The organism is Methylobacterium sp. TK26 (assembly GCF_055361565.1).
The window spans coordinates 3,792,308-3,808,924 of sequence record NZ_CM143965.1; the positions used below are offsets into that span (position 1 = coordinate 3,792,308).

The following is a 16,617-nucleotide window of genomic DNA, read 5'->3' on the forward strand; positions in this document are numbered from 1 at the left end:
GGCGCGGGCGGGCGGCCCACGGGGGCACGCGGCGAGGTCTGGAACGGGAACGGTGCGTGATCTGCTGACCGCGCTGGCAGGCGCGATCGTCCTCGTCCTGATCGCGGCGCTCGCCGTTCCGCCCTTCATCGACTGGACGGCCCACCGGGCCTTCATCGACCGCACGCTGTCGCAATCCCTCGGGGTGCCGGTGCAGAGCCAGGGCCGGGTCGAGGTGCGGCTCCTGCCCTCGCCGCGCCTGCGCGTCGACCGGCTCGTGGTCGGCGGGCGGGACGGCCCCGCCCTCGACGCCCGCTTCGTGAAATCCGAGATCGCGCTGGCCCCGCTCCTCAAGGGCGAGGCGCGGTTCACCGAGACGCGGGTCGGCCGGGCCGAGATCCGCCTGCCGGTGAGCGAGGGCGAATCGGTCCACCTGCCGCGCGGCCTCCTCGACGGGCTGCGCACGAAGGATCTCGCCATCGAGAGCCTTCACATCCAGCAATTCCTCGTCACCACGGCGGTGCGCGCCACCGGCCGGACGGACCAGTTCACCGCCGACGACGTGCGGGTGCAGGCGCCCTCCCTCGTCGGCCCCTGGCGCGTCGAGGCCACGAGCGGCGGCGTGCCCTTCCGGGCCGTCAGCGGCACGCCCGATCCCGAGGGCCGCCTGCCGGTGAAGATCTCCGGCGGCGGCGACGCCTCGCCCCTGTTCGAGGTCGATGCGCGGTTCGGGCTCGCCCTCGACGACACCGATTCGGATGCCAGCATCGTGCGGGCCGAGGGCACCGCCCGGCTCGTCGTCGGCCCGCCCAGCCAGGCGGCCGGCGCCTACCTGCCCTTCACCCTGGCCGGCACGTTCAAGTCGCGCGGCACGCAGGTGCGGTTCGATCAGGCGAGCGTGGACATCGACCCCGGCGGCAAGACCCTGCGCCTCGAAGGGACCGGCCGCCTCGACCTGCACCAGTGGCGGGCGGCCCTCGCCCTCAAGGCGCGCCGGCTCGATCTCGACGCGTTCCTCACCTCCACCGAGGGCGGGCGCCTGCTGGCGCGGGGCATCCCGCGCGGCGGCTGGGGCCTGCCGGTGATGCTCGATCTCGACGTCGCCGTGGACAGCGCCGCCTTCGGGGCCGCCGAATGGAGCGACATCGCGGTCTCGGGCACGGCGGAGCGGGGCGGCGGGCTGCTGATCCGCCGCCTCGCCGCGACCGGCCCCGGCGAGGCGCGGATCACCGCCAGCGGCGAGATCGAGGGGGCGCCCCTGCGGCTCACCGGCCCGGTCTCGCTCCTCGCCAAGCAGTCGGACGCCCTCGGGCGGCTGCTGCGCCGCCTCGGCGCCGAGGGGCCGTGGCTGAGCCTGCTCGACGGGCGGCCCCTCGACCTCTCGGCGGATGTCGCGGCCTCGTCCTCCGATTTCTCCCTGCGCAACCTGCGCGCCGGGTTCGGCACCGCCCGCCTCAGCGGCAATGCCCGCTACGTCGCCCCGGAGGCCGGCACGCGGGGCCGGTTCGAGGCGCAGCTGCTGGCGAACGGCCTCGACATCGCCGCCCTCCCGCCCTCGGGCACGGCCCTCTCGGCCCTGCGCGACATGGACCTCGCCCTGACCCTCCAGGCGAAGGACGTGCGCTTCGGCAGCGTCGGCTCCGGGGCGGGCACCATCGCCGCGCGGATCCAGTCCGACGGAAGCCGCCTCGTGGTGGACAGCCTCGACGTGACCGACCTCGCGGGCGCCAGCGCCAAGCTCTCCGGCTCCCTCGCGGCGGACGGCACCGGCCGCATCGCCGGCCGGCTCCAGGCCCCCGCCGCCGCGCCCCTGGTCGGTCTGCTCGAACGGGTGTGGTCGGACGAGTTGCAGGCCGTCCCCGCCTTCCTGCGCACCGCGCCCCTCGACCTCGCCGTGGTCCTCGACCGGGACGCGCCGGAGAGCGGCGGCCTGCGGGTGCAGGCCAAGGGCAAGGCCGGCGGCGGCACCCTCGACCTCGCCGTGCGCAGCCGCGACGGACGGTTCCTGGCCGGCAACGGCACGCTCTCCACGCCCCGCGCGGGATCGTGGTTCGGCCGCACCGACATCCCCGGGCTGCAACAGCCGGCGGACCTTCGCTTCACCGCCGAGCCGCGCGGCGCGGTCTCGGAACTGCGCCTGCCGAAGGAGCCCGAGGGGACGGGCTTCGCCCTCACCCTCGCCGGCACCGTGGCGGGGCTCTCCATCGGCACCGACCAGCCGATCCTCCTGCCCGCGAAGGGCGCGGCGCCGGAGGGCGGGCGGATCAGCCTGCGCACGGCCGACCTCGCCCCGTTCCTCGCCCTCGCGGGCGCGGCGCGGCTGGAGCCAGGCGCATGGCCCGCCGACCTCACGGCGACCCTGTCCGCGGACGGGGGCGATCCGCAGGCGGCGGTCTCCGGCGCGATCGCGGGCTCCGCCGTCGAGGGCACGCTCATCCATGGCGGCGACGGCGCCCTGCGCGGCCGCGCGCGCCTCGCCCAGCTGTCGCTGCCCCGCCTCGCGGCCGCGCTTCTCATGCCGCAGGAGGGGGGCCGCCCCGGCCCGCTGCCGGCCCGGCCGCAGGGCAGCCTCGACCTCAGTGTCGCGCGCCTCGATCTCGGCCGGGGGCTCGTCGCCTCGGACGCGGCCTTCACCTTCGGCCTGGAGCCCGACACCCTCACCCTCGGCGGCCTGACGGCGCGGCTGGCGGACGGGCGGCTCTCCGGCACCGCGACCCTGGCGCGCCGGGGCGACAGCTTCGCCGTGACGGGGGAGGGGAGCGCGGAGGACCTGTCGCTCGCCGCCCTGTCCGGGGGCCGCGCGCTCACCGGGCGCCTGACCGCCGGGATGCGGTTCGCGGCGAGCGCCAACGCCCTGCCGGCGCTGGCGGCCAACCTCGCCGGGAGCGGCCGCCTGACGCTGAAGGACCTCGCCGTCTCGGGGCTCGATCCCGCCGCCCTCGGCCGCGCCCTGGCGCTGTCCGCCGAGGCCGAGGATCCGCTGCGCGAGGGACGGCTCGGTGCCCTGGTCTCGCAGGAACTCGGCAAGGCGGGGGCGCAGGCTCCCGCGCCGGTCTCGGCCCCCGCCACGATCGTCGGCGGCGTGCTGCGGGCCGGCCCCCTCGACATCGATCTCGGCCCCGCCCGCTGGACCGGCAGCGTCACCGAGGATCTTCGCGAGGGCCGCCTCGACGCGCGCGGCACCCTCGCCGGCGGCGCGGTGCCCCCGGGCTGGCCGGCGGGCCCGCCTTCGGTGCAGTACGCCCTGACCGGCAGCCTCGCCGACCCGGCGCGGAGCCTCGATGCCGGCTCCCTGGCGACCGGCCTCGCGGCCTTCGTCCTGCAGCGCGAGCTGGAATCGCTGGAACTGAACGAGGCGGATCAGATCGAGCGGCAGCGCCGCCGCGACCGGATCGAACTCGACAAGACCCGCGCGGCCGCCCTCAGGGCCTACGCGGACAAGCTCGCCGCCGAGGAGGCCGAGCGCCAAGCCCGCGAGCGCAGCGAAGCGCCCGCCCCGGCCGCCCCGGAGCCGGTGTCGCCGCAACCGTAGCGACACATTGATCTGCCACCTTTATGGTGGCAGCGTAACCTGCTATGGAGAAGCGCCGGCCGACCTACGATCTCGATGCGGTCAAGCAGGTGCTTGGCGCGGGGGAGACGCTGGCGATCACGACTTCCGCGCTGCGCGATGCCACGGCGCTGGGGTTCGACCGGCACGGCATCGCCGCGACGATCGCAGGCCTCGAACGCGCGATGTTCGTGAAGTCGATGACCACCTTCGCCGACCATCGCGTCTGGCAGGATGTCTATCACGCACCCGTCGCCGGCCTGACGCTCTATGTGAAGGTGCAGGCAGACGTGGTGACTGAGTTTCGCCTCATGTCGTTCAAGGAGCGGTGAGATGCCCCGGCCGATCCTGCCCGAGACGATGACCGCGCCGGAGACGGGCCTGACGCTCGCGCGCGGCGTGCGTCCCTTCGCGGTGACGTACAAGGGCGAGACGCTCACCGTCGACCTGCCGGGCTATTACCCCGACGGCGAGGGGGAGGGGGTCCATGTCGGCGACGACATGACCGTCGTGGATGCGGCTCTGCGGACCCTGAAGGAGAGGATCGACGGGGTGCCGAGCCCGGCGACCATCCGCCGGGTCCGGCGCAAGCTCAAGCTCTCCCAGCGGGAGGCCGGCACCCTGCTGCGGGTCGGCGAGAACGCGTTCGACAAGTACGAGCGCGGCCTCGTGGAACCCAGCGGGCCGACGATCCAACTCATGCGCGTGCTGGACCGCCACCCCGAACTGGCCGAGGAGCTTCGGCTTTCCTACTCCACCCCCGCCGCCGCCAGGGCGAAGGCGTAGATCAAGGCGACCTCCTCCAGGCGGTCGAACCGGCCGGCGGCGCCGCCGTGGCCGGCTTCCATGTTGATCTTGAGCAGGATCGGCCCCCCGCCCGTCATGGTCGCGCGCAGGCGGGCGACCCATTTCGCCGGCTCCCAATAGGTCACGCGCGGGTCGGTGAGGCCGCCCAGCGCCAGGATCGCCGGATAGGCCTTCGCCTGCACGTTGTCGTAGGGCGAGTAGGCGAGGATCGTCTCGAAGGCCGCGACGCTCTCGGCCGGGTTGCCCCATTCGGGCCATTCCGGCGGGGTGAGCGGCAGTTCCGCATCGAGCATCGTGTTCAACACGTCCACGAAGGGCACGTCCGCGACGATCCCACCGAACAGCTCCGGCGCGATGTTGGCGACCGCCCCCATCAGCATCCCGCCCGCCGAGCCGCCATGGGCGACGATGCGCTTCTCCGCCGTGTAGCCGGCGGCGATCAGCGCCCGCGCGCAGGCCACGAAATCCGTGAAGGTGTTGGGCTTCTTCTCGCGCTTGCCGTCGAGGTACCAGCGCCAGCCCTTCTCCGTGCCGCCCCGGACATGGGCGATGGCGTAGACGAAGCCGCGATCCACCAGGGAGAGCAGGTTCGTGCGGAAGGCCGCCGGCATCAGCGTGCCGTAGGAGCCGTAGCCGTAGAGCAGGAGCGGCGCGGTGCCGTCGAGCGCCAGCCCCTTCCGGTGAAGGAGCGAGATCGGCACCTCCTGCCCGTCCTCGGCGGTCGCGAACAGGCGGCGCGTCACGTAGTTCGCCGGATCGTGCCCGCTCGGCACCTCCTGGCGCTTGCGCAGGTAGCGCTCGCGGCTGGCGCAATCGTAGTCGAAGGTCTCGGCCGGGGTCGTCATTGAGGAATAGACGAAGCGGATCCGCGCCGTCTCGAACTCGCTGCCGGGCTGCAGGCCCAGGGAATAGGCCTCCTCCCCGAAGGCCACCGGGTGCTCCTGCCCGTCGAGGAGGTCGCGCACCACGATGCGGGGCTTCGCGTTCTCGATCTCCAGCCGCACCATGTGGCCGGAGAGGACGTGCAGGTGGCGGATCATCACCCCCGCCCGGTGCGGCACCAGATCCCGCCAGTTCTCGATGCCCGGATCGGCGAGGGGCGCGGTGACGACCTTGAAGTCCTCGGCGCCGTCCGCGTTGGTGCGGATGAACAGGCTCTCGCCGTGGTCGTCCACCGAATAGATCAGGAGCGGCGTGCGCGCCTGGACGAGGAGCGGGGGGGAGGCCGGCGCGGCGCGGGCGATGAGGCGCACCTCGGCGGTCTCGTGGTCGCTCGCGGTGATGGCCAGGAACCGGCCGGATTGCGTCTCGGAGATGTGGACGAAGTAGCCGGCATCCGGCTCGACATAGACCGTCTCGTCCTCGGCCTGGGCCTGGCCGAGCCGGTGGAACATCACCCGCGCCGGGCGGTGGTTGGCGTCGAGGGCGACGTACCAGAAGCCGCCGCCGTCCGCCGTCCAGACGGCCTCGCCGGAGGTCGCCTCGATCAGGTCGGTCCCGTCCTCCCCCGTGGCGAGGTCGCGCACCCGGATCGCGTGCAGTTCCGAGCCCTTGGTGTCCGCGCCCCAGGCGAGGCGGGCGTGGTCGTCCGAATGGGCGGCCGAGGCAATCTCGAAGAAGGGCAGCCCGGTGCCCTCCTTGTCGCCGTCGATGAGGATCGTCTCCTCCTCCGGCAGGCCCAGCGGCGCCTCCGGCCGGGTGGGGCGGCGGCAGACCAGGGGGTGCTGCCCGCCGTCCCGGTGGCGGGTGTAATAGGCGAAGGGGCCGTCCGGCTCGGGCACCCCGCTGTCGTCCTCGCGGATGCGGGCGCGCATCTCGGCGACGAGGCGCTTGCGCAGGCCGGCGGTGCCGGCGAGCGCGGCGTCGGTATAGGCGTTCTCCGCGCGGAGATACGCGGCGATGTCCTCCGGCAGCGCGGCGGGGTCCTTCAGCACCGCCTGCCAGTTCGCGGCCTTGAGCCACGCGTAATTGTCCGGGACCACGCGCCCGTGGACGGTGACCTGCGACGGGCGGATCTCGGCGACCGGCGCGTCCCCGCCCTTACCCTTCAGCATCTGCGCGCCCTCCGTCTCGGCATTCATCGTCTCGGCATTCATCGTCTCGGCATTCATGGCGCCGGGTGTGCCGCGTGCGGCGGACGGAGGCAAGCGGAGCCGTCGCGGGGTCGAAAAGCAACTGCGGATCGTAGTTCTGCCTGAAACACTACTGCAGGAGAGGTATTGCAAATCAAATGAGGGATATTGGAAGCAATTGATTCGTCAATTTCCCCGTAGTGGCGTCTTGCGATGCCTTTTACGATATCATATCCGAATTGAATGCCGCATGGTGAGGTTGTCGCGAAGTCAGGCTCCGGCGGCATAAAGCAAGATTGTTAGTGATAACTCAGTCAGCGCGTTAGCGATTTAAAAACTAAACAGGAAACGACACGGGCTATTCACTCACTGCCCTTGAGGTAAGGATCTAAGGTCATGAAAAGACAGCAAATCGCGCTCGACCGGATGCGGATGACCGTCAAGATCGCCACGTCCTACGTCAGCAACAGGAACATCGCGGCGGAAGAACTCGTGCCGCTGCTCGAACGCATCAGTCATGCGCTGGTCGGGGTGGCGACGGGCAAGGTCGTGGCGACGGCGCCCACCGGCCCGCTGGAGCCGGCGGTGCCGGTCAAGAAGTCGGTGACGGACGAATACATCATCTGCCTGGAGGACGGGCGCAGCTTCAAGTCGCTGAAGCGGCACCTGCGCGCGAAATACAACCTCAGCCCCGAGCAGTACCGGGCCAAGTGGGGCCTGCCGCCGGATTACCCGATGGTGGCGCCGAACTACGCCCAGGCCCGCTCCAACCTCGCCAAGGCGATCGGCCTCGGCCAGCCGCGCGAGAGCTTCGGGCGGGCCGCCTGATCCTCCGCTTCGGCCCCGGGTTCCGGCCCGGGGCAGGGCAACGCTTGCGCGCCCGCGGCGTTATGGCTGAGCCAAGCTTGCAGCGTTGGGCTCAGCGAGGAACGACATGGCCCGTGACCCCGTGACCGGCGAGGCGAGCCCCGCCGAGGATCTTGACGCCGTCAACGCCAACCTCGCGGATTGGGCGGCGCGCTCGGCCGCGACCAGCGACGCGCTGGTGGAGCGGTTCGAGGCCATGGGCTACGAGGTCCGCGGCAAGGACGAGGACGCGATCGCCGAGGTGCTGCGCCACCCGCCGACGCGCCCTGTGGGCAGGCCGGCCTGAATTCTTGACTTAAGACTATTTTCTGGTATCTCGGGTTTCCTCCGGTTCACTGCGTCGCGATGAGGGAACAAACCATGAACAAGCGCACCGAGAGCATGGCCCGTGGGCCCCTGCGCCGGGGCGAGGCGCGGCGGGCGGCGCCCGCGAGCGTGATCCTGTCGCGGGAGGCCACGCGGCTGCTGGCGGCCCTGGCGAATCCCGGCGCCGAGGCGCGGCCCGATCCGTTCGACGGGGAGGCGCTGATCGTCCGCCGGGCGGAGGGTGGGGTGTCGCTCGGCGGCGGGCGGTTCCCCCGGCGGGCGGCGGAGGATCTGCGCGCGGCCGACCTCGCGGCGGCGATGGCGGGCGGGCGCGTGGTGGTGACGGCGCCGGGCCTCGCGCGGCTGCGGCGGGAGCAGGGCGGCGCCATCGAGCCGTTCCGGGGGCAGCATCTCGATGTGGTGCGGGGCCGGGGGGCGGGCGAGCCGCCCCTGCGCGATGCCGGGGAGAGCCCGCTCGCCTGGATGGCCCGCCGCCGGGACCGCGACGGGCGCCCGATGATCGATCCCGTAGAGTACGAGGCGGGGGAGCGCCTGCGCCGGGACATCGCCCAGGCGCTGATGCTGCCGAAGATGGGCGCGGACTGGACCGCCCCCCGCGTGGATGGCGGCGGCGCGCGGGACCCGGCCTCGGGGTCCGACACGGCGGTGGCGGCGCGCCAGCGGGTGCGTGCGGCGCTCGCGGCGGTGGGGAGCGACCTGTCGGACCTGCTCCTCGACCTCTGCGGCTTCCTGAAGGGGCTGGAGCGGATCGAGACCGAGCGCCGCTGGCCGGCGCGCTCGGCCAAGGTGGTGGCCCGCATCGCCTTGGCGCGGCTCGCGGAGCATTACGGCCTGGAGCGCGAGGCGCGCGGGTCGGAGCGGGCCCGCTCCCGCCTGTGGCGGATGAACGGCTAGGCCGAGAGGCGCACCGCGTCGCGATGGATGCGGTCGGCCATGGCGCGCACGCCGTTGGAACGCTGCGGCGTCAGGTGCTCGCCGAGGCCGAGCTTGGTGTAAAGGGCGAAGGCGTCGGTGTCGGCGGCTTCGCGGGGGGACTTGCCGTCGAACAGGGCGACCATCAGGGCGACGAGGCCCCGCACGATGTGGGCGTCGCTGTCGCCCTTCACCCGCAGCCTGCGGTCGCCCCCGGCCTCATCCACGGCGAGGTCGAGCCAGACCTGGCTGGCGCAGCCCTGCACCTTGTTGGCCTCGGCGTGCAGGGCCTCGTCGGCGGGGGGCAACTGGCGGCCGAGCTCGATCAGGTAGCGGTAGCGCTCCTCCCAATCGTCGATGAACTCGAAATTGTCGATGATGGTCGTGATCGGCGGCAGCATGGTCGAACTCACGGCGCCTCGGTGGCGCGGGGCAGGGGCAGTTCCAGCGTCAGCGGGTTGGCGGGGGTCGCCTCGCCGCCCACCAGGATCTCGGCCTGCGCGGCGTAGGCGGCGATGAGGCGCGGGCCCAGCTTCGGCACGGTCGGCCGGTTCGGCTCCCCGACATCGCTGACGTTGGAGATGACGGAGACGGTGATCGGCCCGTCCGGCGGCGCCTCGATGCCGATGGCGATGGAGCAGGCCACGGTCTCGGCGGTGGCGTCGAGGCATTCGGCGACGATCTCGGCGACGATCATGCCGAGCGCGTTGGCGGTGCGCGGCTCCACGAGGCCGTTGCCGCCGCCGTTCACCTGCACGCCGATCCGCCCGGCCCGGCGCAACTGCCCGAGGCCGGAGGCGAGGCGGCGCAGGTAGTCGCGCAGGTCGATGGAGGCGATGTGCGGCGCCTCGTGCAGGTGCTGCTGGACGAGGGCGATGGCCCGCACCCGCTGGCCCAGGGCCTCGAAGCTGCCCCGGCAGGCATCCGGCGCGGCGCGGCCGTAGAGGCCGATCAGGCTCACCATCACCTGAAGGTTGTTGCGCACCCGGTGATAGACCTCGGCGAGCAGCGCCTCCTTCTCGGCGAGCGCATGCTCGATATGCTCCTCGGCATGCTTCCGGTCGGTGATGTCGAAGCAGGAGCCGAGATAGCCGAGGAACCGCCCCTCCTCCACGAGGGGGCGCGCGGTGTCGAGGAGCCAGCGGTAGACGCCGTCGTGCCGGCGCAGCCGGAACTCCACGGTGAAGGGCTCCCGCGCGGCGAGCGCCGTCTCGACGATCCGGGCGTGGCGCTCGAAATCCTCCGGGTGCAGGCCCTCGCGCCAGCCCCGGCCAAGCTCGTCCTCCAGGGTCCGCCCGGTGAATTCCAGCCAGCACTCATTGTGGTGGACCGCCTGACCGTACTGGTCGGAACGCCACAACATCAGAGGCACCACGTCCGCGAACTGGCGGAAGCTGTCGCTCAGGGCAGCCGCCCCCGCATCGTCCGACACCTGGGATCCGCTCCGATCAGCCGATGATGGGATTTCGCCCATGCTTAACTCTTAGCGCTATCGGGATGGGTGGCCGAAGGAAACGCGCCGGTCAACGTGTCGGGGTGGGTGCCGTTCCGGCTTCACACAGCGGACATGCCGACGCGGCCCACCTCGCAAGACCACAGGCCCAGGATATGACTTTTATCGTTGACACCGGCACGCTGGTTCGGTAGAAGGTACGCACGCTCAAGAAGTGTGGGGGCGGCCGATGCCTAACAAAGCCGGCCACCCGGCCGCATTGCGCGCCGAGGCGCAGCGTCTCCTTCAAGACAGAAGCCTGACCGTCGGCGCCATCGCGCAGCGGCTGGGCGTGCCCGCACGCACGGTCGTCGGGTGGAACCTGCGCTGCGGCGCGCGGCCGCCGAAGCCCCATCCGCGCACCCTCAAGGAATGGCTCCCGTCGCGGCGGGGGGCGATGTCGCGGCTCCTCGCGGTGCCGGAGATCGACCCCGGCGACGTCGCGGAGGCGGCGGGCTATGCGCGGGACGCGGCGGACATGCTGCTGGCCGCCTTCGGCGCCGCGCCCTGGCGCGAAGCGGACGGGGACGTGGCGGACCCGCCCCGCCTGCGGGCGCGGCTGCGGGCGCATATCGGCCGGCAGATCGCGGTGCTCGACGCGGCGCTTTCGGCGCCGGAGCGGCCGGGGCTCGATTCGGCCAAGGTGCTGCGCGACCTCGGCGGCCTGAAGCGGCTGCTGGACGATCTCGATTCCGATGGGGCAGGGGAGGGCGCGGTCCATGACGAGCCGTCCCGCTCCGACACTTCCGCCGGCGCCGGCGACCCGGCCGCCCTCCGCGAGGAGATCGCGCGGCGCTTTGATCGCTTTGTCGCGGGCGGGGAGGCTCCCTGACTTCCTGGCGGGCCTGCCGCCGGATCTGCTGGCCGGGCTCGACGCGGATTGGCTCCACCGGGCGCGGGCGGATCAGCTCCCGCCGGAGGGCGACTGGACCATCTGGGCGGTGATCGGCGGGCGCGGCTGCGGCAAGACGCGGGCGGGGGCCGAATGGGTCGATGCCCTGGCGCGGGGCGATCCCGCCTTCACGGGGGAGGCGGTGGGGCGGATCGCCCTGGTCGGCGAGACCCTGCACGATGTCCGCGACGTGATGATCGAGGGGGAATCGGGCCTGCTCAACCTGCCCCGGCGGGGCCGGGCGCGGCCCGTCTGGTTCCCGAGCCGCCGCCGGGTGGTCTGGGGCAACGGGGCGGTGGCGCAGGCCTTCTCGGCCGAGGAGGCCGATTCCCTGCGCGGCCCGCAATTCGGCGCGGCCTGGTGCGACGAGATCGCCAAGTGGCGCGAGGCGGAAGCCGCTTTCGACATGCTGCAATTCGGCCTGCGCCTCGGGGCGCGGCCGCGCAGCCTCGTCACCACCACGCCCCGGCCGGTGCCGCTGATCCGGCGGCTGCTCGCCGACCCGCGCACGGTCGTCACGCGGGCGCGCACCCATGACAACGCCGAGAACCTCGCCCCCGATTTCCTCTCGGCGGTGGTCGGGCGCTACGCCGGCACCCGCCTCGGGCGGCAGGAACTCGACGGCGAACTCATCGCCGACCGGCCGGACGCCCTGTGGACGCGGGAGGGGATCGAGGCGGCCCGGGTCGCGGCGGCGCCGGACCTGTCGCGGATCGTCGTGGCGGTGGACCCGCCCGCCAGTTCGGGGGCGCGCTCGGATGCTTGCGGGATCGTCGCCGCCGGGCGGCAGGGGGAGCGCGCCTTCGTGCTGGCGGATGCGAGCCTGCGCCGGGCCACGCCCGAGGCGTGGGCGACGGCGGCCCTCGCGCTCTATCACCGGCTGGAGGCCGACGCCCTGGTGGTGGAGGTGAACCAGGGGGGCGAGATGGCGGAAAGCGTCATCGCCCAATGCGACCCCGCCGTGCCGGTGGTGGCGGTGCGGGCGCGGCGGGGGAAGTACCTGCGGGCGGAGCCGGTCTCGCTGCTCTACGCCCGTGGCCTCGTCCACCATGTCGGCGCGTTGCCCGCGCTGGAGGACGAGATGTGCGATTTCGGGCCGGAGGGCCTGTCGAACGGGGCCTCACCGGACAGGCTCGACGCCCTCGTCTGGGCGCTCACCGACCTCATGCTCGGCGCCCGCGCCGAGCCGAGGATCCGGCGCCTGTAGCGGGACCCGCCCGGCGCCGGGAACCGGCCTTACTTGTTGCTGCCGCCGCCCTGCGGCACGGCGCGGGAGGGCTGGCCCGCATTGCCGCCGGCCGAGGAATTGGTGGTGACGGTGTCGGCGGGGTTGCCGTTCGAGATGGTGGCGGCGTTCGGCGCGCCGGTCGAGCCCGATTGCGGCGTGACCACGGGCGCCGAGGATTGCGGCGCGGTGGGCGGGGTCGCGGCGGTCTGCGCCAGGGCAGCGCCGGTCAGGCCGAGCACGATGGTCGTGGACGCGACGATGGTACGAACGAGCATGTAAGCGAACCCTCTTTCCAAGACGTCTCGCTGTCCAACGTCCCCCGGCGCGAAGAGGTTCGCAGAAAAACGGCGCGCCCCGGGCAGGGCGCGCCGTCAGTAGGTTCGTGGTCTCTGGAACGAACCGTATTCCGAATACAGCATCATGCTGTGGCTCGCTGTGGCGAAAGCATCACGCCCGCCGGGCAATGCGGCATTCTTTCGCGCCTAAGTTGCGTCGCCCCGCGCGACGCCTTCCTCCCGCACGAGGCAAACCATGCCCAAGCTTCTCGACCGGCTCGTCCGGGCGGCCGGACGCGCGCGCCCGGCCCTCGCCACCAAGGCGTCGCCGCCGGGCTTCGCGCTCTATGCCGATTGCCGGCCGAGCTGGACCCCGCGCGATCCGGCCTCCCTGGCGCTCGCGGGCTACCAGCGCAATCCGGTGGTCTACCGGGCGGTGCGGCTCGTGGCGGAATCGGCCGCGAGCCTGCCCCTGGGCGCGGTCTCCGGCGAGGGGCGGGGGCTGATGGCGCTCCTCGCCCGGCCGAACCCGCGCGAGAGCGGCGTGCAGCTGCTGGAGACGGTCTATGCCGACCTGATGCTCGCCGGCTCGGCCTATCTCGAAGCGGTGAGCGTCGATGGCCGCGTGGTGGGGTTGCAGGCCCTGCGGCCGGAGCGGATGCGGGTGGTGACCGGGCCGGACGGCTGGCCGAGCGCCTACGTCTACACGGTGGACGGGCGCAGCCGCCGCTTCGACCTGGCGGACGGGGCGCTGCCGCCGATCCTGGCGCTCAGCCTGTTCCACCCCGGCGACGACCATGGCGGCCTGCCGCCCATCGCGGCGGCGGCCGCCGCGCTCGACATCCACAACGCGGCGGCGGCCTGGAACAAGGCGCTCCTCGACAACGCCGCCCGGCCCTCCGGCGCCCTCGTCTTCGCGGGCGCCTCCCTGTCCGAGACGCAGTTCGACCGGCTGAAGGGCGAGCTGGAGGCGAATTACCAGGGGGCCGGCAATGCCGGGCGCCCGCTCCTCCTCGAAGGCGGGCTCGACTGGAAGCCGCTGGCGCTCTCCCCCCGCGACATGGATTTCGTGGAGGCCAAGAACGCGGCGGCGCGGGAGATCGCCCTGGCCTTCGGGGTGCCGCCCCTGCTCCTCGGCCTGCCGGGGGACAGCACCCACGCCAACTACGCCGAGGCCAACCGCGCCCTCTACCGGCAGACCCTGATCCCCCTCGCGCGGCGCACGGCGCAGACCATCGCCCACTGGCTCGAACCGGCCTTCGGCGCGGTGGAGCTGGAACCGGACCTCGACCGGATCGAGGCCCTGGCCTCCGAGCGGGAATCCCTGTGGCGGCGCGTCCAGGCCGCCGACTTCCTCACCCAGGCCGAGAAGCGCGAGGCGGTGGGCTACCCGCCCGAGGCCTGAGCCCACCACCCCACCCCACCAGGAATGCCCCCATGGATGGCCTCATCACCGGCTATGCCAGCCTGTTCGGCGTGCCCGATCTCGGCCGCGACGTGGTCATGCCCGGCGCCTTCGCCGGCACCCTGGCCCGGCGCGGCGCGGCGGGCGTGCGGATGCTGTTCCAGCACGATCCGGCCGAGCCCATCGGCCGCTGGATCGCGCTCCGCGAGGATGCGCGCGGCCTCTACGCGGAGGGCCGGCTCAACCTCGCCGTCCAGCGCGCCCGCGAGATCGCGGCGCTGATGCGCGAGGGGTCGCTCGACGGCCTCTCCATCGGTTTCCGCACCCTCAGCGCCCGCCCCGGCGCCGACGGGTCCCGCCGCCTGCAGGGGATCGACCTCTGGGAGATCTCCGTCGTGACCTTTCCCCTGCAGCCGGGGGCGCGGGCGAGCCCGAGCCCCAGCCCCGAGGCCCTTCGCGGCCTCGCCCGGCTCATCGCCCCCGCCCGACCCCTTTCCACCCCCCGCCACGAGGTTTGCCGATGACGTTCCATGCCGCCCTCGAAACCAAGGCCGTTCTGCCGCCGCTGGAGAACAAGGCCGCCGAGCCCGCCCCCGTCCGCTCGGCCGTCGATGACGTCGCCGCCGCCTTCGCGGCCTTCAAGGAGACCAACGACACGCGCCTGCGCCAGATCGAGACGCGGCTGTCCGCCGACGTCGTCACCGAGGAGAAGCTCGCCCGCATCGACGCGGCCATCGACGCCGCCCGCACCCGCCTCGACCGGATGGGCCTGGAACGCGCCCGCCCGGCGCTCGCCGACCCGCTCCCCCGCGACGACGGCGCCTCGCAGGAGCACAAGGCGGCCTTCGACCTCTATGTCCGGGCCGGCGAGAGCGGCGGGCTGAAGCGGCTGGAATCCAAGGCGATGTCGGCCGGCTCCGGGCCGGATGGCGGCTACCTCGTCCCCGACAACCTGGAGCGGACGGTGCTGCAGCGGCTCGCCGTCCTCTCGCCGATCCGCGCCATCGCCAGCGTGCAGCAGATCTCCGGCGGCCAGTACAAGCGGGCGGTCTCGACCGGCGCCCCCGTCACCGGCTGGGTGTCGGAGACGGCGGCCCGCCCCGGCACCGACGCGCCGAGCCTCGCGCAGATCGCCTTCCCGGCGGCGGAGCTCTACGCGATGCCCGCCGCCACCCAGACGCTCCTCGACGATGCCGTCGTCAACGTCGAGGAATGGCTGGCGGGGGAGGTCGAGACCGCCTTCGCCGAGCAGGAGGGCATCGCCTTCGTCACCGGCAGCGGCGTCGGGCGGCCGAAGGGCTTCCTCGCCGCCGACACGGTGGCGAACGCCTCCTGGGCGCCGGGCAAGCTCGGCTTCGTCGGCACGGGCAACTCGGCGGCCTTCGCGGCGGCGAACCCGTCCGACGTGCTGTTCGACCTCGTCTACGCCCTGCGGGCCGCCTACCGCCAGAACGCCCGCTTCGTGATGAACCGGAAGACGCAGAGCGCCATCCGCAAGTTCAAGGACGCGGACGGCAACTACCTCTGGCAGCCGGCGCTGGCCGCCGACCGCTCGGCAACGCTGATGGGCTTCCCCGTCACGGAGGCCGAGGCCATGCCCGACATCGGGGCGGGAAGCCTCTCCGTCGCCTTCGGCGACTTCCGGCGGGGCTATCTCGTGGTGGACCGCACGGGCCTGCGGGTGCTGCGCGACCCCTATTCCGCCAAGCCCTACGTGCTGTTCTACACCACGAAGCGCGTCGGCGGCGGGGTGCAGGACTTCGACGCGATCAAGCTCCTGAAGTTCGCCTGATCGCGCGCCCGTCCCGGCCGGTGCGCCTCAGCGCCGGCCGGGACGGGCCATCCAGTCGGAGCGGTGGCGGCGGGGGATCGCCTCGCCGGGCTGCACCTGCGCCAGCTCGGCCGCCCGCGAGGCGATCCAGCCCGTATGCTCGGCCACGGGGGTCACGGCGGTGAAGCCGCCGCAGGCGGTGCGGCGGGCGCCCTGCTGCAAGGCGCCGCTCGACCAGCTGACGACCCCCGCGATGCGGTAGCCGCCGGGCCCGCCGGTCAGGATCGGCCCGCCGGAATCGCCGAGGCAGGCGCCCGCGCCCGCCGTCTCCGCGAGGCGGCGGCGGTCCGTCACCACGGTGACGCGGTTGGCGACCTGCAGGGAGCCGATGGACACGAGCGGGGCCTGCCGCAGCACCCGCGCGCTGCCGCGCCGGTTCTCGGCCACCACGCCGTAGCCGGCGATCTCGACCGTGTCGCCCGTGCCGATGGAGCCGGCGCTGCGCGGGTCGAGGGGCATGTAATCGGCCCCGAGGGGCTGGGCGAGCTTGAGCAGGGCGAGGTCGACGCCCGGCTGGTCCTCCGGCGTCGTGCCGGGGACGAAATCGGGGTGCATCGTCGCGGCGATGACGTCGATGCGGTGCTGCCGGAAGGCGCGGTCCACGCTCACCACGCGGTAGCCCGCCGGGCGCATCACGCAATGGGCGGCGGTGAGGACCAGATCCGGCCCGATCAGCGTGCCGGAGCAGATCTCGCCGTCCGTGCTCTCCACGCGCACCACGAAGCTGCGGGTGCCGTTCGGATCGCGGGAGACCTCGCCCTGGATCACCGCCCGCGCCGGGGGCACCGCCCCGAAGGTCAGGCCGGCGAAGGCCGCGAGGCCGGCGAGGATCGGGCCGGTCGTGCGGGGCATACGGGCGGGCATCGGGGACTCCGGGGGAAGGGCCAAGGCGACGCCAGGGGGACCGTACCCAAGCAACGGTAGTTCAGACAAACCGAGCGGCCAAGCTGCGGTTCCGCAATACTGGCCGTTGTGCCGGG

16 protein-coding genes are annotated in these 16,617 nt (G+C 73.1%); 11 read left to right on the top strand and 5 right to left on the bottom strand.

Annotated features, from left to right (window positions below; all coding sequences use genetic code 11):
* The first annotated feature begins 52 nt into the window (after positions 1 to 52).
* From ACXJ1Y_RS18465 to ACXJ1Y_RS18475, 3 genes are read left to right on the top strand one after another with little or no spacing between them, the layout of a single operon-like run.
* A complete protein-coding gene (locus ACXJ1Y_RS18465) occupies positions 53 to 3,511 on the top strand; it encodes an AsmA family protein (protein ID WP_463847584.1) in 3,459 nt (1,152 codons plus the stop codon).
* A 44-nt stretch (positions 3,512 to 3,555) separates the two neighbouring features.
* Complete coding sequence (locus ACXJ1Y_RS18470) at positions 3,556 to 3,861, top strand: type II toxin-antitoxin system MqsR family toxin (protein WP_463847585.1); 306 nt, start codon at positions 3,556 to 3,558, stop codon at positions 3,859 to 3,861.
* 1 nt (position 3,862) lies between these two features.
* Positions 3,863 to 4,315: a type II toxin-antitoxin system MqsA family antitoxin gene (locus ACXJ1Y_RS18475; protein WP_463847586.1), complete on the top strand. Its 453-nt coding sequence runs from the start codon at positions 3,863 to 3,865 to the stop codon at positions 4,313 to 4,315.
* Here ACXJ1Y_RS18475 and ACXJ1Y_RS18480 read toward each other — a convergent pair.
* A complete protein-coding gene (locus tag ACXJ1Y_RS18480) occupies positions 4,279 to 6,390 on the bottom strand; it encodes a S9 family peptidase (protein WP_463850166.1) in 2,112 nt (703 codons plus the stop codon). The genes ACXJ1Y_RS18475 and ACXJ1Y_RS18480 overlap by 37 nt on opposite strands.
* Positions 6,391 to 6,804: 414 nt before the next feature.
* Here ACXJ1Y_RS18480 and ACXJ1Y_RS18485 point away from each other — a divergent pair, with 414 nt between their 5' ends.
* The 3 genes from ACXJ1Y_RS18485 (at position 6,805) to ACXJ1Y_RS18495 (ending at position 8,496) form a co-directional block, all read left to right on the top strand.
* Complete coding sequence (locus ACXJ1Y_RS18485; protein WP_463847587.1) at positions 6,805 to 7,236, top strand: Ros/MucR family transcriptional regulator; 432 nt, start codon at positions 6,805 to 6,807, stop codon at positions 7,234 to 7,236.
* Positions 7,237 to 7,342: 106 nt separating this feature from the next.
* Positions 7,343 to 7,561: a hypothetical protein gene (locus ACXJ1Y_RS18490; protein ID WP_463847588.1), complete on the top strand. Its 219-nt coding sequence runs from the start codon at positions 7,343 to 7,345 to the stop codon at positions 7,559 to 7,561.
* Positions 7,562 to 7,656: 95 nt separating this feature from the next.
* The gene (locus ACXJ1Y_RS18495) at positions 7,657 to 8,496 is read left to right on the top strand and encodes a DUF6456 domain-containing protein (protein ID WP_463850167.1); all 840 of its coding nucleotides are present in this window, start codon (positions 7,657 to 7,659) and stop codon (positions 8,494 to 8,496) included.
* On the opposite strand, the gene ACXJ1Y_RS18500 is transcribed toward ACXJ1Y_RS18495, so the two are convergent.
* Both ACXJ1Y_RS18500 and ACXJ1Y_RS18505 read right to left on the bottom strand, forming a co-directional pair.
* Positions 8,493 to 8,915, bottom strand: coding sequence for a SufE family protein (locus tag ACXJ1Y_RS18500; protein ID WP_243959221.1), 423 nt, complete (start codon positions 8,913 to 8,915; stop codon positions 8,493 to 8,495). The two genes, ACXJ1Y_RS18495 and ACXJ1Y_RS18500, sit on opposite strands and share 4 nt — an antisense overlap.
* An 8-nt stretch (positions 8,916 to 8,923) precedes the next feature.
* A complete protein-coding gene (locus tag ACXJ1Y_RS18505; protein WP_463847589.1) occupies positions 8,924 to 9,988 on the bottom strand; it encodes a sensor histidine kinase in 1,065 nt (354 codons plus the stop codon).
* A 208-nt stretch (positions 9,989 to 10,196) separates the two neighbouring features.
* On the opposite strand from ACXJ1Y_RS18505, the gene ACXJ1Y_RS18510 reads away from it, so the two are divergent.
* Positions 10,197 to 10,838: a hypothetical protein gene (locus ACXJ1Y_RS18510; RefSeq protein WP_463847590.1), complete on the top strand. Its 642-nt coding sequence runs from the start codon at positions 10,197 to 10,199 to the stop codon at positions 10,836 to 10,838.
* Positions 10,813 to 12,105: a DNA-packaging protein gene (locus tag ACXJ1Y_RS18515; protein WP_463850168.1), complete on the top strand. Its 1,293-nt coding sequence runs from the start codon at positions 10,813 to 10,815 to the stop codon at positions 12,103 to 12,105. The genes ACXJ1Y_RS18510 and ACXJ1Y_RS18515 overlap by 26 nt, the downstream gene beginning before the upstream one ends.
* A 29-nt stretch (positions 12,106 to 12,134) precedes the next feature.
* Here ACXJ1Y_RS18515 and ACXJ1Y_RS18520 read toward each other — a convergent pair whose 3' ends face one another.
* Positions 12,135 to 12,401, bottom strand: a complete 267-nt coding sequence (locus tag ACXJ1Y_RS18520; RefSeq protein ID WP_243959215.1) for a hypothetical protein — start codon at positions 12,399 to 12,401, stop codon at positions 12,135 to 12,137.
* Positions 12,402 to 12,657: 256 nt separating this feature from the next.
* Between ACXJ1Y_RS18520 and ACXJ1Y_RS18525 the strand changes: the two genes are divergently transcribed.
* From ACXJ1Y_RS18525 to ACXJ1Y_RS18535, 3 genes are read left to right on the top strand one after another with little or no spacing between them, the layout of a single operon-like run.
* A complete protein-coding gene (locus ACXJ1Y_RS18525) occupies positions 12,658 to 13,806 on the top strand; it encodes a phage portal protein (RefSeq protein WP_463847591.1) in 1,149 nt (382 codons plus the stop codon).
* Positions 13,807 to 13,838: 32 nt separating this feature from the next.
* Complete coding sequence (locus ACXJ1Y_RS18530; protein ID WP_463847592.1) at positions 13,839 to 14,330, top strand: HK97 family phage prohead protease; 492 nt, start codon at positions 13,839 to 13,841, stop codon at positions 14,328 to 14,330.
* The gene (locus ACXJ1Y_RS18535; protein WP_463847593.1) at positions 14,327 to 15,598 is read left to right on the top strand and encodes a phage major capsid protein; all 1,272 of its coding nucleotides are present in this window, start codon (positions 14,327 to 14,329) and stop codon (positions 15,596 to 15,598) included. Before ACXJ1Y_RS18530 ends, ACXJ1Y_RS18535 begins: the two co-directional genes overlap by 4 nt.
* 27 nt (positions 15,599 to 15,625) lie before the next feature.
* On the opposite strand, the gene ACXJ1Y_RS18540 is transcribed toward ACXJ1Y_RS18535, so the two are convergent.
* Complete coding sequence (locus ACXJ1Y_RS18540) at positions 15,626 to 16,501, bottom strand: S1 family peptidase (RefSeq protein WP_463847594.1); 876 nt, start codon at positions 16,499 to 16,501, stop codon at positions 15,626 to 15,628.
* Positions 16,502 to 16,617 lie beyond the last annotated feature (116 nt).

Excerpts from the sequence above, each read along its gene's own strand:
- ACXJ1Y_RS18495 (WP_463850167.1), top strand. The coding sequence starts at position 7,657 with ATGGCCCGTGGGCCCCTGCGCCGGGGCGAGGCGCGGCGGGCGGCGCCC.
- ACXJ1Y_RS18540 (WP_463847594.1), bottom strand. The coding sequence starts at position 16,501 with ATGCCCGCCCGTATGCCCCGCACGACCGGCCCGATCCTCGCCGGCCTC.
- ACXJ1Y_RS18525 (WP_463847591.1), top strand. The coding sequence starts at position 12,658 with ATGCCCAAGCTTCTCGACCGGCTCGTCCGGGCGGCCGGACGCGCGCGC.
- ACXJ1Y_RS18510 (WP_463847590.1), top strand. The coding sequence starts at position 10,197 with ATGCCTAACAAAGCCGGCCACCCGGCCGCATTGCGCGCCGAGGCGCAG.
- ACXJ1Y_RS18535 (WP_463847593.1), top strand. The coding sequence starts at position 14,327 with ATGACGTTCCATGCCGCCCTCGAAACCAAGGCCGTTCTGCCGCCGCTG.
- ACXJ1Y_RS18480 (WP_463850166.1), bottom strand. The coding sequence starts at position 6,390 with ATGCTGAAGGGTAAGGGCGGGGACGCGCCGGTCGCCGAGATCCGCCCG.
- ACXJ1Y_RS18475 (WP_463847586.1), top strand. The coding sequence starts at position 3,863 with ATGCCCCGGCCGATCCTGCCCGAGACGATGACCGCGCCGGAGACGGGC.
- ACXJ1Y_RS18470 (WP_463847585.1), top strand. The coding sequence starts at position 3,556 with ATGGAGAAGCGCCGGCCGACCTACGATCTCGATGCGGTCAAGCAGGTG.
- ACXJ1Y_RS18520 (WP_243959215.1), bottom strand. The coding sequence starts at position 12,401 with ATGCTCGTTCGTACCATCGTCGCGTCCACGACCATCGTGCTCGGCCTG.
- ACXJ1Y_RS18490 (WP_463847588.1), top strand. The coding sequence starts at position 7,343 with ATGGCCCGTGACCCCGTGACCGGCGAGGCGAGCCCCGCCGAGGATCTT.
- ACXJ1Y_RS18505 (WP_463847589.1), bottom strand. The coding sequence starts at position 9,988 with ATGGGCGAAATCCCATCATCGGCTGATCGGAGCGGATCCCAGGTGTCG.
- ACXJ1Y_RS18485 (WP_463847587.1), top strand. The coding sequence starts at position 6,805 with ATGAAAAGACAGCAAATCGCGCTCGACCGGATGCGGATGACCGTCAAG.
- ACXJ1Y_RS18530 (WP_463847592.1), top strand. The coding sequence starts at position 13,839 with ATGGATGGCCTCATCACCGGCTATGCCAGCCTGTTCGGCGTGCCCGAT.
- ACXJ1Y_RS18500 (WP_243959221.1), bottom strand. The coding sequence starts at position 8,915 with ATGCTGCCGCCGATCACGACCATCATCGACAATTTCGAGTTCATCGAC.